This is a genomic window from Salinilacustrithrix flava (assembly GCF_041228405.1).
GTDB lineage: Bacteria > Actinomycetota > Acidimicrobiia > Acidimicrobiales > Salinilacustritrichaceae > Salinilacustrithrix > Salinilacustrithrix flava.
Genome location: NZ_CP133888.1, coordinates 1,377,100 through 1,397,663, shown reverse-complemented (window position 1 = coordinate 1,397,663; position 20,564 = coordinate 1,377,100). Strand labels below are relative to the sequence as shown.

The window sequence follows — 20,564 nt, the reverse complement described above, 5'->3', positions numbered from 1 at the left end:
AGTCAACCGCGGCGAGCGGCGGCCAGGCCGTTCAGCCGGTCGACCGCCGAGCGCACGTCGCCGATGCCGGCGAAGTCGACGGCGACGAAGTTCGGCAGCCGCCCGCGCTCGACACCGCACCGGTGCGCCCGGTCGACGATGACGTCCTCGGCGTTGGCGGCGACGGCGTTGCGGCGGTCGGGTGCGACCGCCTCCAACCAGTGGTTGAGCAGGAACAGCGGCGCATCGGCCGGCCCCCGGTTGCGGTCGCACGAGAGGTCGTCGACCGACGCGAACCGGTACGGCGTGTCCTGGATGTGGGCGAAGGCTGCGTGGTACCAGTTCGGCGGAGGTCCCTCCTCCTCGGCGAAGACGACCAGCCGCTCACCCCGGTCGACCAGCTCGCCGAGGGTCGCCCACGGTTCTCCGTCGTCGTGCGCGTGCAGGTACGGCGTCAGCCCTGCGGCCTCGAAGGCGTCGATCGTGTCCTCGGTGGTGATGGCGTCCTGGACGATGAGGGTCACCACCTCCCTCGGGTTGGCATCGAGGAAGGCGCGCACGTCGACCAGGGCGTCGACCAGCGGCAACGCCCCCCAGAGGCAGTGGTTGTGGCAGAGGTAGGTCCCGGGTCGACCCGATGCCCGGGTGCGGCCCTCGATGGCGAAGGTGGCGTCGACCACCGCGCGCGGGATGGCGGGATCGATGGCGGCCAGCTGCTCGACCGACACCACGTCGGTCCAGTAGTGGGTGTCGATCAGCAGGGCGCGGATGCCGCTGTCGAGCTGCTCACCGATCGTCTCGTCGTGCTCCGGCCAGACCTCCACCACGTCGGGGCTCGACATGGAGTTGTGGGTGGCGGCCTGCACGACCTCGTCGTACCGGCGGTCGCACAGCTCGACGTGGCCGTTGCAGGTCTCCTCCGACTGCGGGGACGGGGCGAGCACCCAACCGACACCCCCGAGGACGACGGCGGTTGCGGCGGCCAGCGCGACGGTGCGCCTGGGTCGTGCTCGCGGTCCGGAGGCCCGTGCCGTCGCGCCTGCGAGGGCAGCGCCGACCGCCAGCACGCCGCCGACTGCCAGCGGCAGTGCGGCCAAGCGCAACGCCGCCCCGCCGAGGGCCGAGGCGAGCTCGGCCTGCACGTCCGACACCACGCCGCGCAGCCCGGGTGGGAGGTCCCACGTGCCCGGCCCGGTCCCGGTCGCTGCGGCCAACGGCGGGCGGACCACCGAGCGGACCGCGAGCCAGCCCGCCACCGTCATGGCCGCGGCGGCGACCCCACCCCCGGCGAGGATGAGCATCGCCCGACGCGGCCTGCGTCGATCGCGGAGGACGATCGCGACGACCGCAGCGAGCGTGACCGACGCGCCGATCGCGAGGGCGGCGGGACCGAACCAGGAGGCCAGGTCGCGCACGGTGTCGAGGTTCGCGAGGACGCTGCGCCGGGGTTCACCCGCTCGTTCGGCGAGCTGGGCCACCGGATCGAACGCACGCCCGTCGGCCAGGCGATCGCCCAGTGCCTGGCGTGCCGCGTCGGCCCGCACCCGGATCGCCTCGCTGGCCGCGACGACGACCGCGTCGTGATCGGAGCCCGCCGCCGCCAGCGCGGCGACCGCTGCGGGATCCGCACCGGTGCGGTCGGCGACGGCGTCGAGCACCGATGCGACCGCATCCCGGTCGATCGCCGGCGCCGGGACGGGGACGACGGAAGGCACCTGTCCTGCTGCGAGCGCAGTGAGGAACGCTCCCACGGCCTCCCGGTACCGCTGGATGGTTGCGCTCACCGACTCGGTCCCGGTCGCCAGCAGGGCGCGGGCGTGCTGCACTCCGGCCGCCTCGATGCGGGCGAGCTCCGCCCGGAGGTCGACGGGGGCGTCGGCCCGCGCCACGTCACCCCGGACGTACGCGAGCACCTCGGCCAGCAACGCCTCGGTGCCGGTGCGCAAACGCGACGGTGGGACCACCCAGCGGAGCGTGTTCGTGGCGATGACCCTGGCCTCGTCCGGGTCGACCGCCTCGAATCGCAGCCCGCCGAGCAGGTCTGCGGCGACGGCGTCGATCTCGGGATCGGTGAGGACGTCGGTGTACGCCCGCTCGTAGGCGTCGGCCCGGGCCAGCGCTCCCAGGTACAAACCCTCGTCGAGGACGTGGCCCCGCACCAGGACCACCCCGACCACGAGCAGGTGGCCGATCCCCACCGTCAGGACGAGAGCAGCCGTGACGGCGACGCGACGCACTGGGCGCGACCGTAGCGGCGACCGTCCGGCCGACGTCGTCGGCCGGACGGCGGCCGGCACCGTGTAGACGGTGGTCATGCCCGCCGACTCACTCCGCACCGCCGGGCGCTGGCTCCTCGGCGTCGCCCTGGTCTACGCCGGCGTCGCCCACCTCTCCTTCGCTCGGGAGGAGTTCCAGGCCCAGGTCCCGGACTGGTTCCCGGTCGACGCCGACGTCGTCGTGCTCGCGTCCGGCGTCGTGGAGATCGGGCTCGGCGCCGCGCTCGTGGGCTGGCGGCGCCGGCGGGTCGAGGTCGGCCTCGCCACCGCGACCTTCTTCGTCGCCATCTTCCCGGGCAACATCGCCCAGTACGTCGAGGGCACGGACGCGTTCGGCCTCGACTCCGACCGGGCCCGCCTGACCCGGCTGTTCTTCCAGCCCGTCCTCGTGGCCTGGGCGCTGTGGTCGACCGGGGCGTGGCGTGCGCTCATGGACCGGGCGACTGCGTCGGCCGAGGCGGCCAGCGCAGCGAACGACGGAGACGGTCGCCGCCGCTGAGCCGGGTCAGCGACGCCATGGAACGGGCAAGCCGACCAGCGCACGGCGCACCATGCGCTCGCCGGTCGTCATCGCGCGCCAGGCGGCGATGCCCGCGAGCAGCCCGGCCGCCGTCCCCGCCGCCGGTCCGATGCCGTCGAGGAGCGGGTACACCTGCCAGTGCACGAGGTAGATGTGCAGCGAGGCGCCGGCGAGCGCGCCGAGCGCGCCGACTGCGAGGCGAGGGAGCGGGATGGCGTGCTGCACCAGCAACGCGGCGATGCCGATGGCCAGGACCACGTTCGTGCGGTCGAGCTGGAAGAAGTCCCACGCTGCGGCGACGCCGAGGAGCGCGGTCGCGACGCGCGCCTGCCGGCTCCGCACTCGCGCCGCCAGCCAACCCAGCGCGAACAGCCAGAGGACCTCCTGGGGCCGGAAGAGCCGGAGGTGCTGCTCGACCGTCTCCCAGACGTCCCACCGGATGGCGAGGCCGACGGCGAGCGCGACGGATGGCAGCGCCGTGGGCCAGCGCCGGTCGATCGAGCGGACGGCGGGGACGGTGAACAGGAGCGCGAGCGGGACGAGGAGGGCGAGCAGCGTCTCGATGAACCAGTAGCCCCAGCGGCCGTCGGAGCCGGCGAACCACTGGCGTACGAGCAGCGCGTTGGTGAGGTCCCACCGGTCGCTGAACGCGGCCACGGCACCGATCCACACCACCGACGGGACCGCCACCCGTGCGATGGTCCGCCACGGCGGCCCGGATCCGAAGCGCCCGAAGTTGAAGCCGGCCACGGCGAGCAGGACGTGCGCGCCGCCGGCCAGGCTCCAGAGGTCGACGTGGTTGCCGACGATGAGCGTGATCGCGATCGCTCGCAGCACGATGCTGGTCTCGACGCTGCGCCACCGGCGGCGCCTGCCCCCCTCGACCGCGGCGAGGTCGTCGAGGCGCTGCAGGTGCCAGTCGTGGGGGAGGACGCCGAGGTGATCCTCCAGGGCGATCGACAGCTCGACGTAGGAGAGCGAGTCGCCGCCGAGCGAGACGAAGGTGTCGTCGCCCTGGGGTGTCCGGTCGAGGGCCAGCACCGATCGGTAGAGCGACGCCAGGCCGTCCGTGCCGAGGTCCCGCCCGGTGGAGCCTGGCGTCGCCGGCGAGGCCAGCTCGCCGGCTCGCCGATCGCGTGCTGCACGTGCGAAGGCCAGGACTGCTCCCGGATCCGGCTTGCCGTTGGGGTTCCGGGGGAGCTCGTCCACCACGACCACCTCGACGGCGTGGTGCGGCAGGGACGTCAGCGCGAGCACTCGCTCCAGCGCGACATCGGCCCCGCCGGTGACGGCCACGGCGAGCAGCTCGTCGTCGCTCGCGCACGCCGATTCGAGACCGGCGTCGGCCAGCGTCGCCTCGAGGTCGGACAGGTCGATGCGGAGGCCGAACAGCTTGGCGAAGCGGGCGCGCCGACCGACGATCTCGAGCAGCCCGGCGTCGTTGATGCGGCCGAGGTCGCCGGTGCGGAGCGCTTCGACCGTGCGACCCGACGCGAGGTCGCCGGCTTCCTGGGCGTAGCCGAGCATGACGTTCGGCCCCCGGTACACGACCTCGCCGACGCCGGGCTCGTCGGCCTCGTCGACGGGCACGATGTCGAAGGTCCCGTCCGGCACCGCGACTCCGACGGCGTGGGGGTGCGTCGCCGCCATCTCGGGCGGCAGGTAGCCCATCCGCGCCGTGGCCTCGGTCTGGCCGTACATCACGAACAGCTCCCAGCCGTGCGCCTCCCCGAGCTGGGCGTAGCGGCGGACCGTCGACGGCGCGAGCCGCCCACCGGCCTGGGTGAGGTACCGCAGGGAGGGCAGGTCGGCGCCGGTGAACCCGATGCGGTCGAGGAGCGCGAACGTGTGCGGCACCCCGGCGAGGCCGGTCGCTCCGATCCGCTCGAACATCGCCCAGAAGCACGGGTCGACCACCGACAGGTCGGTCAGCGCGACCGTCGCGCCGACGGCGAGGTGCGTGTGCAGGATCGAGGCGCCGTAGCAGTAGTGCAGCGGCAGCGCGGTCAACGCGGCGTCGTCACCCGTCAGGCCCAGGTACTCGATGATCGACCGCGTGTTCGCGGCCAGGTTGTCGTGGCTGAGGCGGACCAGCTTCGGCGACCCGGTCGAACCCGATGTGGACAGGAGCACGGCCAGCTCGGGGTGCATGTCGTGTGCCGTGCCTGCCCGCCGGTGCTCCGGCACGGCTCCGGAGACCACGACGTCGGGGTCGTACCGGTCGACGAGGCCCCGCATCGCCGAGGTGTCGTCCGGGGCGACGAGGACCGGATGGCCGCCGGCGAGCGCCGCCAGGTACCACACGACGAACTCGACGGAGTTGGCCCCGCGGAGCAGCACGAGCCGTCGTTCCCCGCCGAGCTGCTCCCGGGCGTCGGCCACGAGCCCCGCCAACGAGTCGTAGGTGATGGTGCGTTCACCTGAGACGAGCGCCGTCGCGCCGCCGTGCACTCCCAGGTCGGCCCAGAACCGCCCTTCCACCACCACGCCCGTCGTCATGGCCCGCACTGTAGTAAGCGCACCTAATACGCCGAGAATGGTGTGCTGCAGATAGCCGGCTCCGAAATCGATCGCATGCGCGAGCAGTCGCAGCAGATCGCTCTCCAGCAGCCCGGTTGGCTACCGACGTGGAACCTCCGCGCCGCCACCCCGCCACGTCGCTGAGGGGGCCGCAGCGCGACGATCTCATCTGTCGGTCAGCAGCTCCCCTCGAGCGTGGCGCGGACCCCGGGCCCGACGAGCGACGTCGATCCCAGCACCGCTGACCGGAGCCTGGTGCCGCTGGCGCAGAGCACCGCGTCGGTCGCGTCGGTCACGACCGACGAGGTGACGAGCAGGATCGGTGCACCCTCGTCGGCGGCGTAGCCGGCTGCGGCCAGGACGATTCGCCAGGCGCCGGGGTCGATGCCGTTGGCCACGAACGCCAGCGGTGGGGTCGCCGGCCACCATCGCTCGGCGATGAGCGCCGCGGTCTCGAAGCGGTCGCCACCGCCGATCCGGTCGGCTCCGGCCGCGGCGACCGTGATCGATGACAGGGCGGCGGTCCCACCGATGGCGACGGGATCGAGATCGGTATGCCCGTCGAGCCAATCGGCGACGGCCGGGTGCAGGCCGCCATTGCCGGTCAGCAACACCGGTGAACCGCTCGCTGCGGCGTGTGCGCCGGCCGTCACGGCATCGGCCCACCCGTCCCAGCGGGACAGGAGCACCTCCGGCGGTCGTTCGCCGCGCGCGGCAGCCAGTCGGAGGGCCTCGTCGGCGATGGCCAGCGCCGTCTCGACCCGGGTCGGGCCGGCCAGCCGGTCGGCCCGGTAGCCGACGGCACCGAGACGGTCCACGACCGCGTCGGAGAGCGCGGCGTCGCCTCCCAGGACCAACACCCGGCCGCCGCCCGGAAGCACCCGACGGATCTCCGCTTCGGTCCTCGGATCCAGCGCGTCTCGGCCGGTGTAGAGCAACGGACCGGTGGACGTGAGCACGGACCCGGTCAGGGAGTCGGCGAACGTGTCGTCACGAGCCAGCACGACGTGACCGGCATCGTCGTCGCCGAACCGACGCTTCGAGATGGTGATGGCACCGTCGAGCGGATCGGCGTCGTCGACGTCCAGCGTCTCGGTGTCCGACGACGGGTCCTCGGGCGCGTCAGGATCGCTGGGGCCGCTGGGAGGCGGGGGAACGGGCGCCGGAGGCAGCGACGGGGGCGCCGGCACCTGCGCCGTGCCGACGAGGAACGCTGCCGGGTCGCCGTCGACGTAGACCAAGACGTCGATCGTCTCTGGCGCGCGCGACAGGGTGTCGCGGACGTCCTCGCTCGCAGGCCCGCACATCTGGAGGAGACCCTCGGGTGACACGTCCGCAGACCCGGCCGGGAACACGACCGAGACACCGGCGCCATCGGTGAGCTCGACCGATGAGACGGTGCCCGGGAGGTCGGTGGTGTCGAGTGCCACGCACACCTCGTCGCCGAGGACGGTCATCGACATCGTCTCGTCAATGGGCGAGGGCAGGGTCGTCGGGACGAGCTCGGCCTCCCTCGTGAACGTGATGCGGTACGGCGCGGTGGCCACGTCGTTCCCGGCGATGGGGTCGACCGACCGGCCCGAGGACACGGTCGCCCCGACCTCGTCCTCGCCGGCGCCGGCATCGGTGACATCGGCCCGGACGGTGACGTCCGGCGCCGAGCCGCCGACCGCCAGCGTCGCGTCCCGGGTGCAGCGCACCTCCGGCGCCACCGTGCAGCTCCAGCCCGAACCCGACGCCGAGACGGGGTCCAGCCCGGGCGGGACGTCGACCTCGACGGTCAGGGGCTGGGCCGTGCTGGCGAGGGACGGCTCCGGTCCGCCGTTGGTGACCGTCAGCCGGAACGATGCCGTCCCGCCCAGCGGCACCTCGCCCCCACCGTCGGCGGCCATGGCGAGATCGGCGGAGGGGAGTCCGACGGTCACCAGCTCGGTGATCTGGTCGGCCCGACCGGCGGCGTCGCGCACGTAGAGCGTGACGTCGTAGTCGCCGGGCTCCGCGAAGCGGTGCGTCGGATGCTGTTCGGCCGAGGTCGTGCCGTCGCCGAAGGTCCAGAACCAGTCGGTGAGGGGCACGTCGCCACCGGGCGCCGACAGGTCCTCGAACGTGATCGTGTCGGCGATCGAGCAATCCGGGTCGAGCGCGCACCCGCTGGTCCGGAACTGGGCGGCGAGCTGGTCGTCGACGGTCAGCTCCGCACGGACGGGCGGTGTCGTGATCGTCTGCCCGATCTCGTCGACGTGGTCGTTGTGCCCCACCGCCTCGACCACGTAGCGACCCGGCAGCAGCGACGCCATCCGGTGCGTCGAACCGACGTCCTGCGCGCTGGCGACGATGCCGGACGGGGAGACGTCATCGGCGTCGTAGATGACCACGTCGTGGACGAAGGAGCGCACGCCGGTGGGGTCGTCGATGTCGACCCGGATCGAACCGTCCTCGAGCACCAGCGGCTGGAGCAGGGAGATGGTGTGCTCGCTCGGCACGGCCTGGGGCCGGAACGATTCCCACTCGGACACCTCGACGTCGTCGACGAAGCCCTCGCTGCGGACCCGCCAGCGGTGCAGGTCACCCTCGACGTAGGAGTCCGGGAGCACGGACGCGCAGTCGACGGGGCCGCGCGAGTCGGCGGTGACCGGGTCGGCGGCGTCGGCGAGGGTGGCCCGTTGTCGTTGGCCGGTGACCGCGTTCTCGACCTCGAGCACGTAGCGGGCCACGGTCCCGGCGTCCTGGCGCCACCGGAAGGTGTCGTCGACCGCGCAGTCGGTTGCGACGGTGGCGTCGAGGGAGAAGGCGCTCGAGGGCTCCGCCGCCACCACGTCGCCCTCGGCCGGGGCGGACCCGGCAACCGGTGCGAGCTCGTCGATGCCGCCCGAGCCGGCGTAGCCGTCGACCACGTAGCCCTGCACCCACACCTCAGCGCCGCCGATGCCGGGCCCGAGGCGGGCCTTGCACATGTACATGCGCCACGAGTACGCCTCGTCCTCGAGCCATGGCCGGCCGTCGGTCGAGAACGGGATGTTCCCCATCACCGCCGAGAGCTCCGAGCCCGTCGACAGCGTGTCCGACACGCCGTTGCCGAGGCTGAAGCCGCCGTCGATCCCAGCACGGAACTCGGCTTCGATCTTCGCCGACCCGCCGCTGCTCACCTCGGACTCGACCTTGGCGATGCCCTCGATCATGAAGTCGTGGCTCTTGGACGTGACCAGCGACGAGGCCGTCGCGCTCGTGAGCGCGATCGACGCGCCCTCGGTGAGGTCGTTGCCCAGCGACACCACGTGCGGCTCCGAGGTCAGGATGCTGGGACCCACCGGGTTCGGCGGCGGGCTCGAGTAGTACGGGTTCTCGACCGGCGCGAGGTCGGGCAGCTCACCGGGCGTGGGCGTGGGATCGTCCGCGGCGGCGTAGCCGCCGAGGCAGACGCCGCCGTTGTCTGCGAGCACCGTGGTGGGTTCGGAGCTGCCCTCCCCGGACGGATACGAGCCGGGGTTGCCGATGACGACGTTCCCGACCAGTCGGTCGAGCATCGGGCGGTACAGGCCGTCCGGCCCGTAGAGACGCGGGTCGGTGGCCTCGAGGTCGGACAGCGGTCGCGACTGGTTCACGACACCGGCCGGGATGCGGTACTCGAAGGACGAGCCGGTGGCCAGGCCGGTCGCGTCCTCCTCCACGATGGCCTGGTAGACGTACTCCGAGCGCGAGGTGGTGACGACGGTGTGGTCGGCGAACGACCCCCCGTAGCTCTCGGTCTTCTCGAACTCGACGATGTTCTCGATCGACTGCTCGACCTCGTTCATGAACTCGTACCCGACGGCGACGCCCCCACCAGCGCGGGCGTTGTTGCCGAGGAAGCCGACGCCGGCCGTGGCGGTGACCTCGAAGCCGACGTGCGCGCCGATGCGCGACGACCGGGACTGGGCGGTCGCGGACGACGACCCCTCGGTCGACGCGAACTCGGGCGTGAACGTGGCCTGCTGGCCGAGGCCGGCGACCGTCGGCGGCGCCTGCAGCACCGCGATCGGGAGACCGGCGGCGGTCTCCAGATCCGGTTCGCTCTGGATGCGGATCGTGATCGGGGTGCGCCCCGGCCGGGGGATCTCGGTCAGCAGCGCCGGCGGCGCCGTGGCCGGGTCGCCCACCTCGAAGCGGTCGAGCGCGTCGAGGTCGACCTCCGACGGCGTGGACCGGATCCGCTCGAGGTCGTCGGCGAGCAGCCGAGCCGGCTCCACCGTCCACAGGAGGTCCTCCCCGAGCAGGCCCTGGTCCGCGGTGGGATCGCCGGATTCGGCGTCACCGGGGCGGACCAGGGACACGAACACGCCCGGCTCGCCCTCCACGTTCCCGTAGCCGGCCACCGTGAGCGCCACCCGGTGGTCGGGGGCCATGCCCGGGATGGGGTCGGCGAGGTCGAGCAGCCCATCCGACGGGGCGAAGCTCTCGTCACGGCGACACTCGGCGAACTCGCGCTGACCCCCGATGGGCCGGGCCAGCAACCGGTTGCACGGGAACTGGAGCTGCACGGTGGGCGCGGTGATGTCGGTGTAGGTGCGGGTCTCGACCGTGACATCCTCCCCGGCGAGGGCGTCGACGGTCGTCCGCTCGATCGCCGTGTTGACGGTGTCCCAGCTGTCCTCGTTGATCGGTTGCGGGTCGGTCGAGGGCGTGAAGTAGGAGTTCGTGGGCACGGCGGGTGACCGGAAGGTGGTCGTCTCGATCCGGTCGGCGGAGAAGCTGTCCTCGCTGACGCACCCGACGACGGTCTGCGCGGCCGTGGTGCGGATGTCGAACGCACCCGGACGGAGGCTGTCGTCCGGCGCGTCCAGGAAGGTGCAGGCCTCGGTCGGCTGGCGCACGCGCTTCACGATGGTGACGGTGTTGTTGACCCGCTCCCGCAGGTCGACCACCTGGTGGGCCCAGACCGACCCGTAGGCGCTGCCGAACCGGTCGGAGGGAGCGTCCACGCCGGCCGCCACGACGAAGCGCCCCATGCTCGGCTGCTGGAGGCCGTCGACCGTCGCCTGCCGGCACCCGAGCGCGGCCGAGACCGGCCCGACGCGACCGGTGGTCGAACCCTGCTCGTTGGTGACGTCGACCGCGCAGAGCACGTCGAAGTCGAGGATGGGATGGGCGACCCCGGCGAGCACCGTCTTCTCGTCATCGGTGAGCTCGACGGCGAGCTCGTCCATCTCGATCCACGAGTCGAGCGCCGAACCGCTCCGTCGCAGCGGGACGACGTCGCCGGAATCGAGCAGCACGGTGAGCACGTCGGCGCTCTCCCCGTGGCTGCCGTCGCCCTCGGCGAACCCACTGGAGGCCTGCAGCTCGTCGGAGCGCTCGAAGCCGGTGAACATCCGCCCCACGGCCGCGACGGGGGAGCCGACCGCCGAGGTGACGACCTCGGCGCGGTAGGTGGTGCCGGTCTGGGCGTCGCCCCGGAACTCGAGGAGCCGACCGGCGTCGGTCACGACTGCGGCGATGGGCACCTCGCTGCCGGCCGTGCCCTCGTCGGCGCTGACCGTGCCACCCACGATCGCCTCGCCGGAGATCTGCAGCAGGTAGCGACGGGGCCATCCCTGCTCCATCGGGCCGACCACCTCGGCGGTGCCGTCGTCCTTGCGGATGAAGGCCCACGACTGCGACCGCTCGTACGCGGCGTGCAGGACGCTGACGTCGAGCACCCCGCCACCGGTCAGCGGCTGCTGCGGCGCGAAGCGGCCGGTGGCCATGTACCCGTCGTCGATCGCGCCCTCGGGCTTGTCGTAGGCGGCGACCACCGTTCCATCGGGGCTGTTCCGGACGTTCCAGCGCTCGGCCCCCGCGGTGAGCAGGAACTCGGGCTCGGACCAGTAGCTGGCGATGACCGAGTCACCCACTTCCGGCGCGCTGTCCGGCAACGGATCGATGGCCGCGGCCTGCTGGCTCACGGGCAGGGCGGTCAGCAGCACCACCGCGGCCACCAGCGCGACGAGGCGCGGGCGGCGCTGCACCCCACGATCTTCGGGTCGGCAGTGGCGGGCGCGTCGAGGTGCTGGGGTGCGATGCATGGCTGCTGCTCTCCGCTGGGCGATCGTCGAACCGACCGGAGATCCCGCTCCGGCCGGCGGTGGTCGATGCTTCCCGAGCACCCCTGTACCGACCCTGTAGCTGTGGCGCGCGATGTAGCGGCATCGCCACGCAGCGCAGCACGACAGGAGCCGGGGCACGACGACGTCCTACGTTCGGCCGCATGCGGCTGCGGACCCTGGGCGGACTCGAGCTTCCCGGCAGCGCGCTGCGGCAACCGAAGCCCCTCGTGCTGCTGGCCTACCTGGCCCTCGAGGGTCCTCAGGAACGGGGACGGCTCAGCCGCGTCTTCTGGGCTCGGGCCGCCGACCCCCGCAACCAGCTGTCGCAGGCGCTCAGCCAGCTGCGCCGAGCGGTCCCCGGCGTGGTCTCCGCCGACCGAGACCGCGTCGCGACGTCGATCCGTACCGACGTCCACGACCTGCTCGATGCGCTCGACGCGGGCGACCTGGCGTCGGCACTGGCGCTCCACGCCGCGCCGTTCCTCGCGGACGTGTCGCTCCGCAACCTGGGCCACGAGCTCGAGGAGTGGCTCTACGACACCAGGGAGAACCTCGCCAGCCGTCTGCGCGGCGCGCTGGTCGATCGCGCCGAGGCGCTCATCGCCGACCGGGACCGGAGCTCGGCAACCGAGCTGGGCGAGCTGGCGCACGGGCTCGGGCGGGTGGCCGACCCCGACCCGGCGATGCTGCTGCGCCTCCACACCGTCCTGCTCGCGGCACGCAGCCCGCTCGCCAACGACGTCCGGCTCGACGCGGCGCCCTTCGAGCTGCCGTTGGCCCCGACCAGCGCCGCGGCCGACGCACGGTTGCGAGCCTCCGAGCGACGCACGACGTCGAGCGCGCTCCCCGTGCCCCGGACCTCGTTCGTGGGCCGTGTCGCCGAGCTGACCCGGCTCAGCGCGCTGTTGGACACCGACGAGCACCGGCTGGTGACCATCACCGGGTTCGGTGGCGTGGGCAAGTCGCGCCTGGCGCTGGAGCTCGCGCACCGGGCGGCGACCATGGCCCGCTTCGCCGACGGCGTCTGCGTCGTGCCCCTCGCCGACATCGGAACGACCGAGGAGATGCTGGCCCGCATCACCGAAGCGGTCGGCGCCGCGCCGGTGCAGGACGAGGGGGGCCGGCCGGCCGATCACCTCGCCGGGCAGTTGGACGGCCGCCGCATGCTGATCGTCCTCGACGACGTGACCGACATCGAGGGCGCGGCCGGCGTCACGACAGCGCTGCTCCGCGGCGACGGGCCGGTGCTCGTGGTCACCTCGCGGGCACGGCTCCGGGTCGAGGGCGAGGCGAACTTCCCGCTGACCGGTCTGGGCGGGCCCGCTCGTCCCGACGCCGGTGGCGCGCGTTCGGACGCCGCCCGGCTCTTCGTCGACCGCGCTCGTCGGGTCGATCCCCGTGTGCGCCTGGACGGTGAACGGGACGCGGTCGACGCGCTGTGCGCGCTCACGGAAGGCAGCCCGCTCGCGCTCGAGCTCGCAGCGGCCTGGGTCGATGTGCTCCCCGTCTCGGACCTCGTGGAGGAGATCGGCGCCGACCTCGACCTCCTGGCGAGGCCGGACGCGGATGTCGACGACCGGCATCGAAGCATCCGGGTCGTCTTCGAGCAGTCGTGGTCCCGCCTCAGCGCGGAGGAGCAGTCGGTCATGCGCCGGCTCGCTGTCTTCCAGGGCGGCTTCCGACGTGAGGCGGCGACCGCCGTGGCCGGGGCGAGCTTGGGGGTGCTGTCCTCGCTGACCCGCGCCTCCCTCCTCCGCGTCTCGCCCAACGGCCGCTACGACCGGCACCCGCTGGTGCTGGCGTTCACCCGCGAGCTGCTGGCCGCTGACGCGATCGAGGAAGCGGCCACCCTCGAACGCCACACCGCCTGGTACCGCGAGGCTGTCGTCGACTGGACCGAACGTGTCTTCGGCCCCGATCACCAGCACCTCGTCGGGCTGGTGGCCGAGGAGCTGCCGAACGCGGTCGCTGCCTGGACCCATGCGCTGGACCGGCTCGACGCGTCGACCCTGCTCGACCTCTCCACGGTGTTCGTCCACCTGCGATTCGTCGGCCGACCCGCCGAAGCCGTCCGCCACTGGGAGCGCGCCCGGTCCGCGTTCGAGCATGCACATCCCCAGGAAGCGGTGCTGATCGGGAACCTGCTCGCCATGGAAGCGGGCGGCCGAGCCCAGATGCACCAATCCCGGACGGCGCGCGCGCTCGCCGAGCGAGCGGTGGAGATGCTGCGCCCCCTCGACGCTCCCTGGGGATTGCGGGCCGCCCTACTCGTGCTCGCCGGCGATGCCGGCAGCCGGGGCGACATCGACGCAGCCCGTCGATACCGGAGGGAGCTCGACACCTTGGGGGTCGCCGAGCACCGGGGGCTCGTGCACCAGAACCGAGGTGCGTTCTTGCTGCGCACCGGCAAGTTCGAGGCCGCCAGGACGGCGTTCACCGACGGGGCCCGCCTCAGCCGCGAGCGGGGCGACCGGGGCAGCGAGATGGCGTGCCTGTCCGGCTTGGCGGCTGCGAGCACCTACCTCCTGGATCTCGATCGGGCCGAGCGCAGCTATCGGGAGCTGCGTGCGCTGTCCGACCGGCGAGTGGGCAGCTACGAGGAGCTGGCCATCTTCGGTCTCGGCCGCACCGCCCTGCTGCGCCACGACGCCGACGAGGCGGCAAGGCTCGGGCGCCGGCTGAGCCACTACGCCGGCGACGAGGGCGACGCGTCTTTCGTCGCGGGTGGCGACGCCCTCCTCGCCGGTGCTGCGCTGCTCCGTGACGACCACGAGGTCGCGCTCGACCGTTGCCGCCGCGCCATCTCGGGTGACGGCGGTCCGATAAACCCGGCGGTCCACTGGTTCGCCATGGACGTCACTGCCTCGGTGCTGAGGGCCGTGGACGACACCAAGACCTTGGCACGCCTGCTCGGCTATGCCAGGTCCCACGCCGCGGGTTGGCCGTTCGAGCTCGCGCGCATCGAAGACGAGGCCGGGTGCGTCGACGAGGCCGACCCCGCCCTCGCTGCGGAGCTGGCGCTCGGTACCGACGCCGAGCGGTTCGCTCTCCGGTTGACTGTCGACCGATGAGCGTCTTCGACTTCCACCCGATCGGTCGCGTCGACTCCGAGCTGCGGAGCGTGGACGACGCACCCCGGCAAGCCGACGAGGGAGCACCCGATGCGTGGCTGACCGCCATCGACCCTCGTGCCCACTGCTTTGGGCACGGATTGGGCACGGCGATGAGTCGACGAGTCTTCCCGAGCAGGCCCTTGCCGGGACCTTCCGACGTCGCAACGCCTTCCATGAGTGACCCTCTTCGGTCCGTGGCGGCTGAAAGGGGGCGGGGGAGTGACTTCACATGGCCAATGCAAGTTGGAGCGTCCGGCGGACTCGAGTGCTCCTCGCAACCGGGGTTCTCGTGCCGGCACGGCCTTCGGATGCCCCCTCGGACGACCTGACGGTGGACGAACTGCTGATCGAGGGTGCCGGCGCGACCGGACATGTCCTTTCCCGGAGAACGATCTCGACCCACGCGAGTTCGCTCCGGCAGCCGACGGGCCGTGCGACGACAGTGACGTCCTCGCAACCGCCGTCGGCACACGGCTCGATGAGGTGGAGGAGCGCAGAACCACCTTCGGCACCGTCTGTCTGTACCGGGAGGCGGCTCCGACGACCTTCGCCGACTTCCTGGTCGTCGAAGTGCCCCATGAATCGGAGCTGTCGGGCACGAACCGGTTCCAGGACCTCGTCGACCGGGGCATCGCCGAACACTTCGGCGGTGGCTTCGGGAGCCTCGAGGAGGTCGGGGCGGTCGATGGAGCCTGGACCCCTGGCGATCGAGGATTGGATGGCGGCGAGCTCTGGCTCGAAGGACCCGCGTCGTCGGTCTGGGTCGAAGGGTTCGTCGGCACCGACGCCCCCGCGGGAAGCCCCGAAGCTCAGGAGCGGTGGGAGGCGGTGGCCCGGATCATCAAGCGTTCGGTCTCCGATTAGCGCCGATGGGACCGATGCGTACACGGGGACGGTCACCGGAACGCTACTGATACGGCTCGGGTCGGGTCGTCCCGCATACCGTTCGGGATATCGGGCCGGTACCCCGATTACTTATCGACATACTGCGCAGGCCGCCCGTAGCCTGCGTGAGTGGACATCTACCGACCTCCGGTGCTGCGGGACGCTGATCTCGCCGTGCTCGAGCGCATCGAGGAGCAGCGACGCGAACTTCGCTTCTTCCTTGCAGAGCCTCGGCGCTGGACCGGCACGCTGCGGCGAGCGACGTTCGCGCGCGCCGTCCAGGGCTCGAACAGCATCGAGGGCTACCACGCCTCCGTCGAGGATGTCGCCGCCGTCATCGAGGGCGAAGAACCCCTCGATGCCGATGCCGAGACCACTGCGGCGATCGCCGGCTACCGGGATGCCATGACCTACGTCCTGCAGCTGGCCGGCAACCCCCCGGCGGTCGACGCGTCGCTGCTGCGGGGGCTCCACTTCATGCTGCTGAAGTACGACCTCGCCAAGCACCCTGGCCAATGGCGGCCGGGTGCCATCTGGGTGGAGAACCAAGACGGCGATGTCGTCTACCAAGCACCTGACCGGGAGGTGGTCGAGCCCCTCATCGACGAGCTCGTCGCGTCGATCAACGACGACACCGGCGACGTCCTCGTCCGGGCCGCCATGGCGCACCTCAACCTGACGCTGATCCACCCCTTCTCCGACGGCAACGGACGCATGGCCCGCTGCCTGCAGTCCTACGTCCTCGCCAGCGCCGGCGTCCTCTCGCCGGTCTTCTCGAGCGTCGAGGAGTACCTCGGCCGGAACACCGACCGGTACTACGCCGTCCTGACCGAGGTCGCCCACGGCGCGTGGAGTCCCGGACGCGACACCCGCCCCTGGATCCAGTTCATCCTGACCGCCCACTTCCGCCAGGCCCGCACCCTCCAACGCCGCATCCACGAGACCGACGCCCTCTGGGACCGCTGCGAACGGCTCGCCCGCGAGCGGGGCGTTCCCGACCGCGGCGTCGCCGCGCTGTGCGATGCCGCTCGCGGCTGGCGACTGCAGCGGTCGCTCTACAAGAAGCTCGTCCTCGACGGCGCCGGCGAGGAGATCTCCGACGACACAGCGACGCGCGACCTCAAGGCGTTGGTCGACGCAGGGCTCCTGGCTCCCAAAGGCGAGAAGCGCGGGCGCACCTACCTCCCGACAGACGACCTGCGCGCCACGTGGAACTCGATCCGTGAGCAGCGCCCGCCCCGGCCCGAGGAAGACCCCTACGAGACCGCAGGGCAATCACGACTTCCGGGCTTCTGAATCGGGAGAAATCGGGACGAATCGGTTGTGGCTCGAACTGCGCTGAGGACGACATCGCCCGCAAGACCGGCACCCCCACGGGCAAGGCCCGCCGCAAGCTGCGCACCAGCAAGCGATTGGACGAACAGCCCCGCACCGACGAGGCCGTCCGCCGAGGTCGGGTCTCACCCGACCAGGCCGACGAGGTGTCCGACGGTGCGGCCGCTTCTCCCGAGGACGAAGAAGAGCTGCTCGACTCAGCCGAGAAGGACTCGCTGCACACCCTGCGGGAGAAGGCCGCAGCCGCCCGGGCCAAGGCCGACAAAGACCGCGAGGCACGCCGGCGCCGTCTCCACGCCCAGCGATGCGTGCGCCGCTGGAACGACCCCGACGGCATGGCCAACCTCACCTTGCGCCTGCCCGGCGAGGACATGGCCGAGATCGACGCCGCCCTCAAACCCCGCACCGATCGGGCCTTCGCCGATGCCCGCAACGCAGGGCGGATGGAACGGGTCGAGGCCTACACCGCCGACGTCGTACGCGACCTGCTCCTCGGCGCTGCGTCCCCCGACGCTCCAGCCCGCCGATCCCAGGCGGTGCGCCCGGACAAGAAGGTCATCGCCCTCATCGACGTCCCCGCCCTCAACCGAGGGGTGGTCGAACCAGGGGAGACCTGCGAGATCGCCGGCGTCGGGCCGGTGTCGGTCTCCGCCATCCGGGCCCTGCTCTCCGATGCGTTCCTGACCGTGGTGTTCAAAGACGGCATCGACATCAACAACGTCACCCACCTCGGCCGACAGGTCACCGCCCACCAGCGCACCGCCATGGAAGCCCGCGGCGGCGCATGCGAACGCTGCGGGAGCCGCCACCTCCTCGACATCGACCACAACGAGGGCTGGACCCTCACCCACGACACCCGCCTCGAGGACCTGTCCTGGCTCTGCTGGCACTGCCACGACCTCAAGACCCGCCACGACCTGCGCCTGGAGGGTCCCGTCAACCAGCGCTACCTCGTCCACCGCAAGACCGGGAAACGATGGCACCCACCACCCGGCGAAGAACCCCCGCAAAACGCACCGGAGCCCGACGACCGCACCGGCCCAACCCAACCCGGCCTGTTCACCCTCGCCGACTGAGACGAGCGCCTCGAGCGCAGCCGGGACCTCGCGCGATCTGGTGGAGACGATGGGAATCGAACCCACGACCCCCTGCTTGCAAAGCAGGTGCTCTAGCCAACTGAGCTACGTCCCCGTGGGGAGTTCACAGGCTACGCGCTTGCCGGCCCGGGGACGACACCGGATGCCGGCGAAGGCGTCAGGTGCGGGCGGGGCGCAAGCGGATGGTGAACTCGCTGCCCTCGCCGACGGTCGAGCGCAGGTGGACCTCCCCGCCCTGGGCCTCGGTGAACTCCTTGACGATCGCGAGCCCCACGCCGGTGCCCGGTCGGCGGGCCGTGCCTCCCTGGGCCCGGTAGAACCGCTCGAAGATGCGGTCCTGCTCCTCCTCGGGGATGCCCGACCCGCGGTCGATCACCGAGACGGCGATGCGATCGTCGGTGGCCACGGCCCGGATCGAGATGGTGGAGCCCGCGGGCGAGAACTTCGCGGCGTTGGTCAGCAGGTTCACGAAGACGCGCGCGATGGCGGCCTCGTCGACCAGCGCCACGAGGCTCGGCTCGAGGTCGACCTCGACCTCGTGGCGCTCGAGGGAGACGGCGACGTGGCGCAGCGCCTCCTCCACGAGGTCGGCCACCGGCCGCGCCCCGAGCTCGATCCCGAGCTGCCCCCGCTCCAGACGGGTGAAGTCCAACAGGTCCTCGATCAGCCGGTCGAGGCGCAGCCCCGCACCGGCGATGCGCTGCACCAGCGCCCGGCGCTGCTCCCCCTCGGTGGCGTCCCAGTGCTCCACGAGCAGGTCGGCGAAGCCCCGGATGGCGGTGAGCGGCGTCCGCAGCTCATGGGACACGGTCGACAGGAAGTCGGACCGGAGCCGGTCGACCTCACGCAGGCGCCGGGACGCCTCCCGCTCCCGCTCGAAGGCCGCGGTCTGCACCGCCTCGGCCCGCTTGCGCACGCTCACGTCGCGGATGGCGGCGGAGATCGACACGCTGTCACCGGTCTGAAGCGGGCTGAGCGAGATCTCCACGGGGAACTCGGAGCCGTCCTTGCGCAGCCCGTACAGCTCGAGTCCGGCACCCATCGGACGCACCCGCGCCTGCTCGTTGTAGGTCCGTCGGTGGCCGGGGTGCTGCTCGCGGAAGCGGGGCGGCACCAGCACCTCGACGGGCCGGCCCACCAGCTCCCCCCGCTCGTAGCCGAACATCGCGTCGGCCTGGGCGTTCACCAGCTCGATCCGGCCGTGCGGGTCGACGATCACCATGGCGTCGGGGGCGGCGTCGACCAGGCCACGGAACCGGGCCTCGGCCGCCTTGCGCTCGGACACGTCGCGGATCGCTGCCGACACCAGGCGACCCCGTTCGGTCTCGATCGACGACAGCGAGATCTCCACCGGGAACACCGAGCCGTCCCTGCGCCGAGCGGTGAGCTCGAGGTCCTGGCCCATCGGGCGGGTGCGGGGCTCGATGAAGTAGCCGCGGCGGTGCCCGGGGTGGGCACCGCGATGCTCCTCGGGGACGAGGATCTCCACCGCCTGCCCGACGAGCTCGTCCCGCTCGTAGCCGAACAGCGCCTCGGTCTGGGCGTTGACCAGGTGGATCGTGCCGGTGTCGTCGACGACGACCATCGCATCGGGCGCGGCCTCGAGCAGGCCCCGGTGGAGGGACTCCTCGGCCTTGCGCTCGGTGATGTCCCGAGCGATGGTCGACGCTGCGGTGATGTGCCCGTGCTCGTCGCGGATCGGTGACACAGAGACCGACACCGAGATGTCGGTGCCGTCCTTCCGACGCCGCACGGTCTCGAAGTGCGGCACGGTGACGCCGGCGGCCACGCGCTCGAGCGCCTCGGCCAGAGGGTCGTGGCGTCCAGGCGGCGCGAGCACCGAGACCGGACGCCCGACGACCTCGTCGGCCCGGTAGCCGCACAGCGTCTCCGCTGCCCGGTTCCAGGTGAGGACCGTCCCGTCCAGGGACGTGGTGACGATGGCGTCGGACGCGTGCTCCACCACCGCCGACAGCCGATCGGTGTCGACCTCTCGACCGCTGAGCCGCTCCAACGCCTCCCGCCGCCGCGCCTCCTGCCGGGACGAGGCCGGGTCCGCCACGGCATCGCGGACGCAGCGCAGCAGGTCGCGGCCGTCGAAGGGCTTGGTCAGGTAGTCGACGACCCCCGCCTCCCACGCCGCCCGCTGGTCGCCGGCGTGGCTGCGGGCGGTCACCATGATCACCGGCACGTCGGCGGTTGCCGCGCTGGCGCGCAGCTCGGCGAGCAGCCCGATGCCGTCACCGTCGGGCAGCATCCAGTCGAGCAGGACCACGTCGGGCGCGGTGTCGAGCGCTCGGGACAGGCCCTCGGCCGCCGAGGCCGCCTCCACCACGTCGTAGCCGGCGTTCTCCAGCTGGAGGCGGGTGAGCAGCGAGACGTCGGGATCGTCGTCGATCACCAGCACACGTGCGTCGCTCGACATCTGTCCCCCTCCCCTGCCTCGTCGACTGCGGCACGCAAGTCTGCCCCTCCCGGACGACTTCGAACGCACCGAGCCCGGACGCGGGACGAGCACCCGCTGATCGGCAGGTGCTCGTCAGGCAGTGCGGGGCTTCGATCAGACGATCTTGCCCTCGCCCTCCTGGTTGGCGCCGCGCTCGGTGGACTCGCGGTACTCCTCCTCGATGTCCGGAGACTCCTCGGCGGCGCGCTCGGCGGCCTTCTCCTCGTCGGGGGTGGGCTCCTGGAGCTTGCTGGGGTCGTTGTTGTCCGGCATTCCGGCCTCCTGGATGTGTGTGGGGGCGAGAGCGATCGGCTCCCGCGCGGTCGATGGC

General features: G+C 72.2%; 10 protein-coding genes and 1 tRNA gene. 4 read left to right on the top strand and 7 right to left on the bottom strand.

Annotated features, from left to right (window positions below; all coding sequences use genetic code 11):
• Positions 1-2: 2 nt before the first annotated feature.
• Complete coding sequence (locus RGQ06_RS06935; protein WP_432427297.1) at positions 3-2,216, bottom strand: hypothetical protein; 2,214 nt, start codon at positions 2,214-2,216, stop codon at positions 3-5.
• A 76-nt stretch (positions 2,217-2,292) separates the two neighbouring features.
• Here RGQ06_RS06935 and RGQ06_RS06930 point away from each other — a divergent pair, with 76 nt between their 5' ends.
• Positions 2,293-2,754, top strand: a complete 462-nt coding sequence (locus tag RGQ06_RS06930) for a DoxX family protein (RefSeq protein WP_432427298.1) — start codon at positions 2,293-2,295, stop codon at positions 2,752-2,754.
• Between the two features lie 6 nt (positions 2,755-2,760).
• Here the strand turns inward: RGQ06_RS06930 and RGQ06_RS06925 are convergent, their stop codons facing one another.
• Both RGQ06_RS06925 and RGQ06_RS06920 read right to left on the bottom strand, forming a co-directional pair.
• Entirely contained in the window at positions 2,761-5,274 is a 2,514-nt protein-coding gene (locus RGQ06_RS06925; protein ID WP_432427299.1) for an AMP-binding protein, read from the bottom strand.
• Between the two features lie 197 nt (positions 5,275-5,471).
• Positions 5,472-11,279 carry a cell wall-binding repeat-containing protein gene (locus RGQ06_RS06920; protein WP_432427300.1) on the bottom strand — a complete coding sequence of 1,936 codons (5,808 nt, stop codon included), beginning with the start codon at positions 11,277-11,279 and terminating at the stop codon, positions 5,472-5,474.
• Between the two features lie 239 nt (positions 11,280-11,518).
• Between RGQ06_RS06920 and RGQ06_RS06915 the strand changes: the two genes are divergently transcribed.
• Positions 11,519-14,428 carry an NB-ARC domain-containing protein gene (locus tag RGQ06_RS06915; protein ID WP_432427301.1) on the top strand — a complete coding sequence of 970 codons (2,910 nt, stop codon included), beginning with the start codon at positions 11,519-11,521 and terminating at the stop codon, positions 14,426-14,428.
• 267 nt (positions 14,429-14,695) lie between these two features.
• Here RGQ06_RS06915 and RGQ06_RS06910 read toward each other — a convergent pair whose 3' ends face one another.
• Positions 14,696-15,370 carry a hypothetical protein gene (locus tag RGQ06_RS06910; RefSeq protein WP_432427302.1) on the bottom strand — a complete coding sequence of 225 codons (675 nt, stop codon included), beginning with the start codon at positions 15,368-15,370 and terminating at the stop codon, positions 14,696-14,698.
• Positions 15,371-15,484: 114 nt separating this feature from the next.
• Between RGQ06_RS06910 and RGQ06_RS06905 the strand changes: the two genes are divergently transcribed.
• Both RGQ06_RS06905 and RGQ06_RS06900 read left to right on the top strand, forming a co-directional pair.
• Positions 15,485-16,651, top strand: coding sequence for a Fic family protein (locus RGQ06_RS06905; protein ID WP_432427303.1), 1,167 nt, complete (start codon positions 15,485-15,487; stop codon positions 16,649-16,651).
• On the top strand, positions 16,630-17,766 hold the full coding sequence (locus RGQ06_RS06900) for a DUF222 domain-containing protein (protein WP_432430718.1): 1,137 nt from the start codon (positions 16,630-16,632) through the stop codon (positions 17,764-17,766). The genes RGQ06_RS06905 and RGQ06_RS06900 overlap by 22 nt, the downstream gene beginning before the upstream one ends.
• 38 nt (positions 17,767-17,804) lie before the next feature.
• Here the strand turns inward: RGQ06_RS06900 and RGQ06_RS06895 are convergent.
• From RGQ06_RS06895 to RGQ06_RS06885, 3 genes are all read right to left on the bottom strand, one after another.
• A tRNA-Ala gene (locus RGQ06_RS06895) sits at positions 17,805-17,881 on the bottom strand.
• Positions 17,882-17,944: 63 nt separating this feature from the next.
• The gene (locus tag RGQ06_RS06890) at positions 17,945-20,212 is read right to left on the bottom strand and encodes a PAS domain S-box protein (RefSeq protein WP_432427304.1); all 2,268 of its coding nucleotides are present in this window, start codon (positions 20,210-20,212) and stop codon (positions 17,945-17,947) included.
• Positions 20,213-20,347: 135 nt separating this feature from the next.
• Positions 20,348-20,506: a hypothetical protein gene (locus RGQ06_RS06885; protein WP_432427305.1), complete on the bottom strand. Its 159-nt coding sequence runs from the start codon at positions 20,504-20,506 to the stop codon at positions 20,348-20,350.
• Positions 20,507-20,564: the final 58 nt, after the last annotated feature.

What these genes read in the sequence shown, in the direction of transcription:
- RGQ06_RS06930 (WP_432427298.1), top strand. Translation starts at nt 2,293, where the DNA reads ATGCCCGCCGACTCACTCCGCACCGCCGGGCGCTGGCTCCTCGGCGTC.
- RGQ06_RS06925 (WP_432427299.1), bottom strand. Translation starts at nt 5,274, where the DNA reads ATGACGACGGGCGTGGTGGTGGAAGGGCGGTTCTGGGCCGACCTGGGA.
- RGQ06_RS06915 (WP_432427301.1), top strand. Translation starts at nt 11,519, where the DNA reads ATGCGGCTGCGGACCCTGGGCGGACTCGAGCTTCCCGGCAGCGCGCTG.
- RGQ06_RS06890 (WP_432427304.1), bottom strand. Translation starts at nt 20,212, where the DNA reads ATGTCGAGCGACGCACGTGTGCTGGTGATCGACGACGATCCCGACGTC.
- RGQ06_RS06885 (WP_432427305.1), bottom strand. Translation starts at nt 20,506, where the DNA reads ATGCCGGACAACAACGACCCCAGCAAGCTCCAGGAGCCCACCCCCGAC.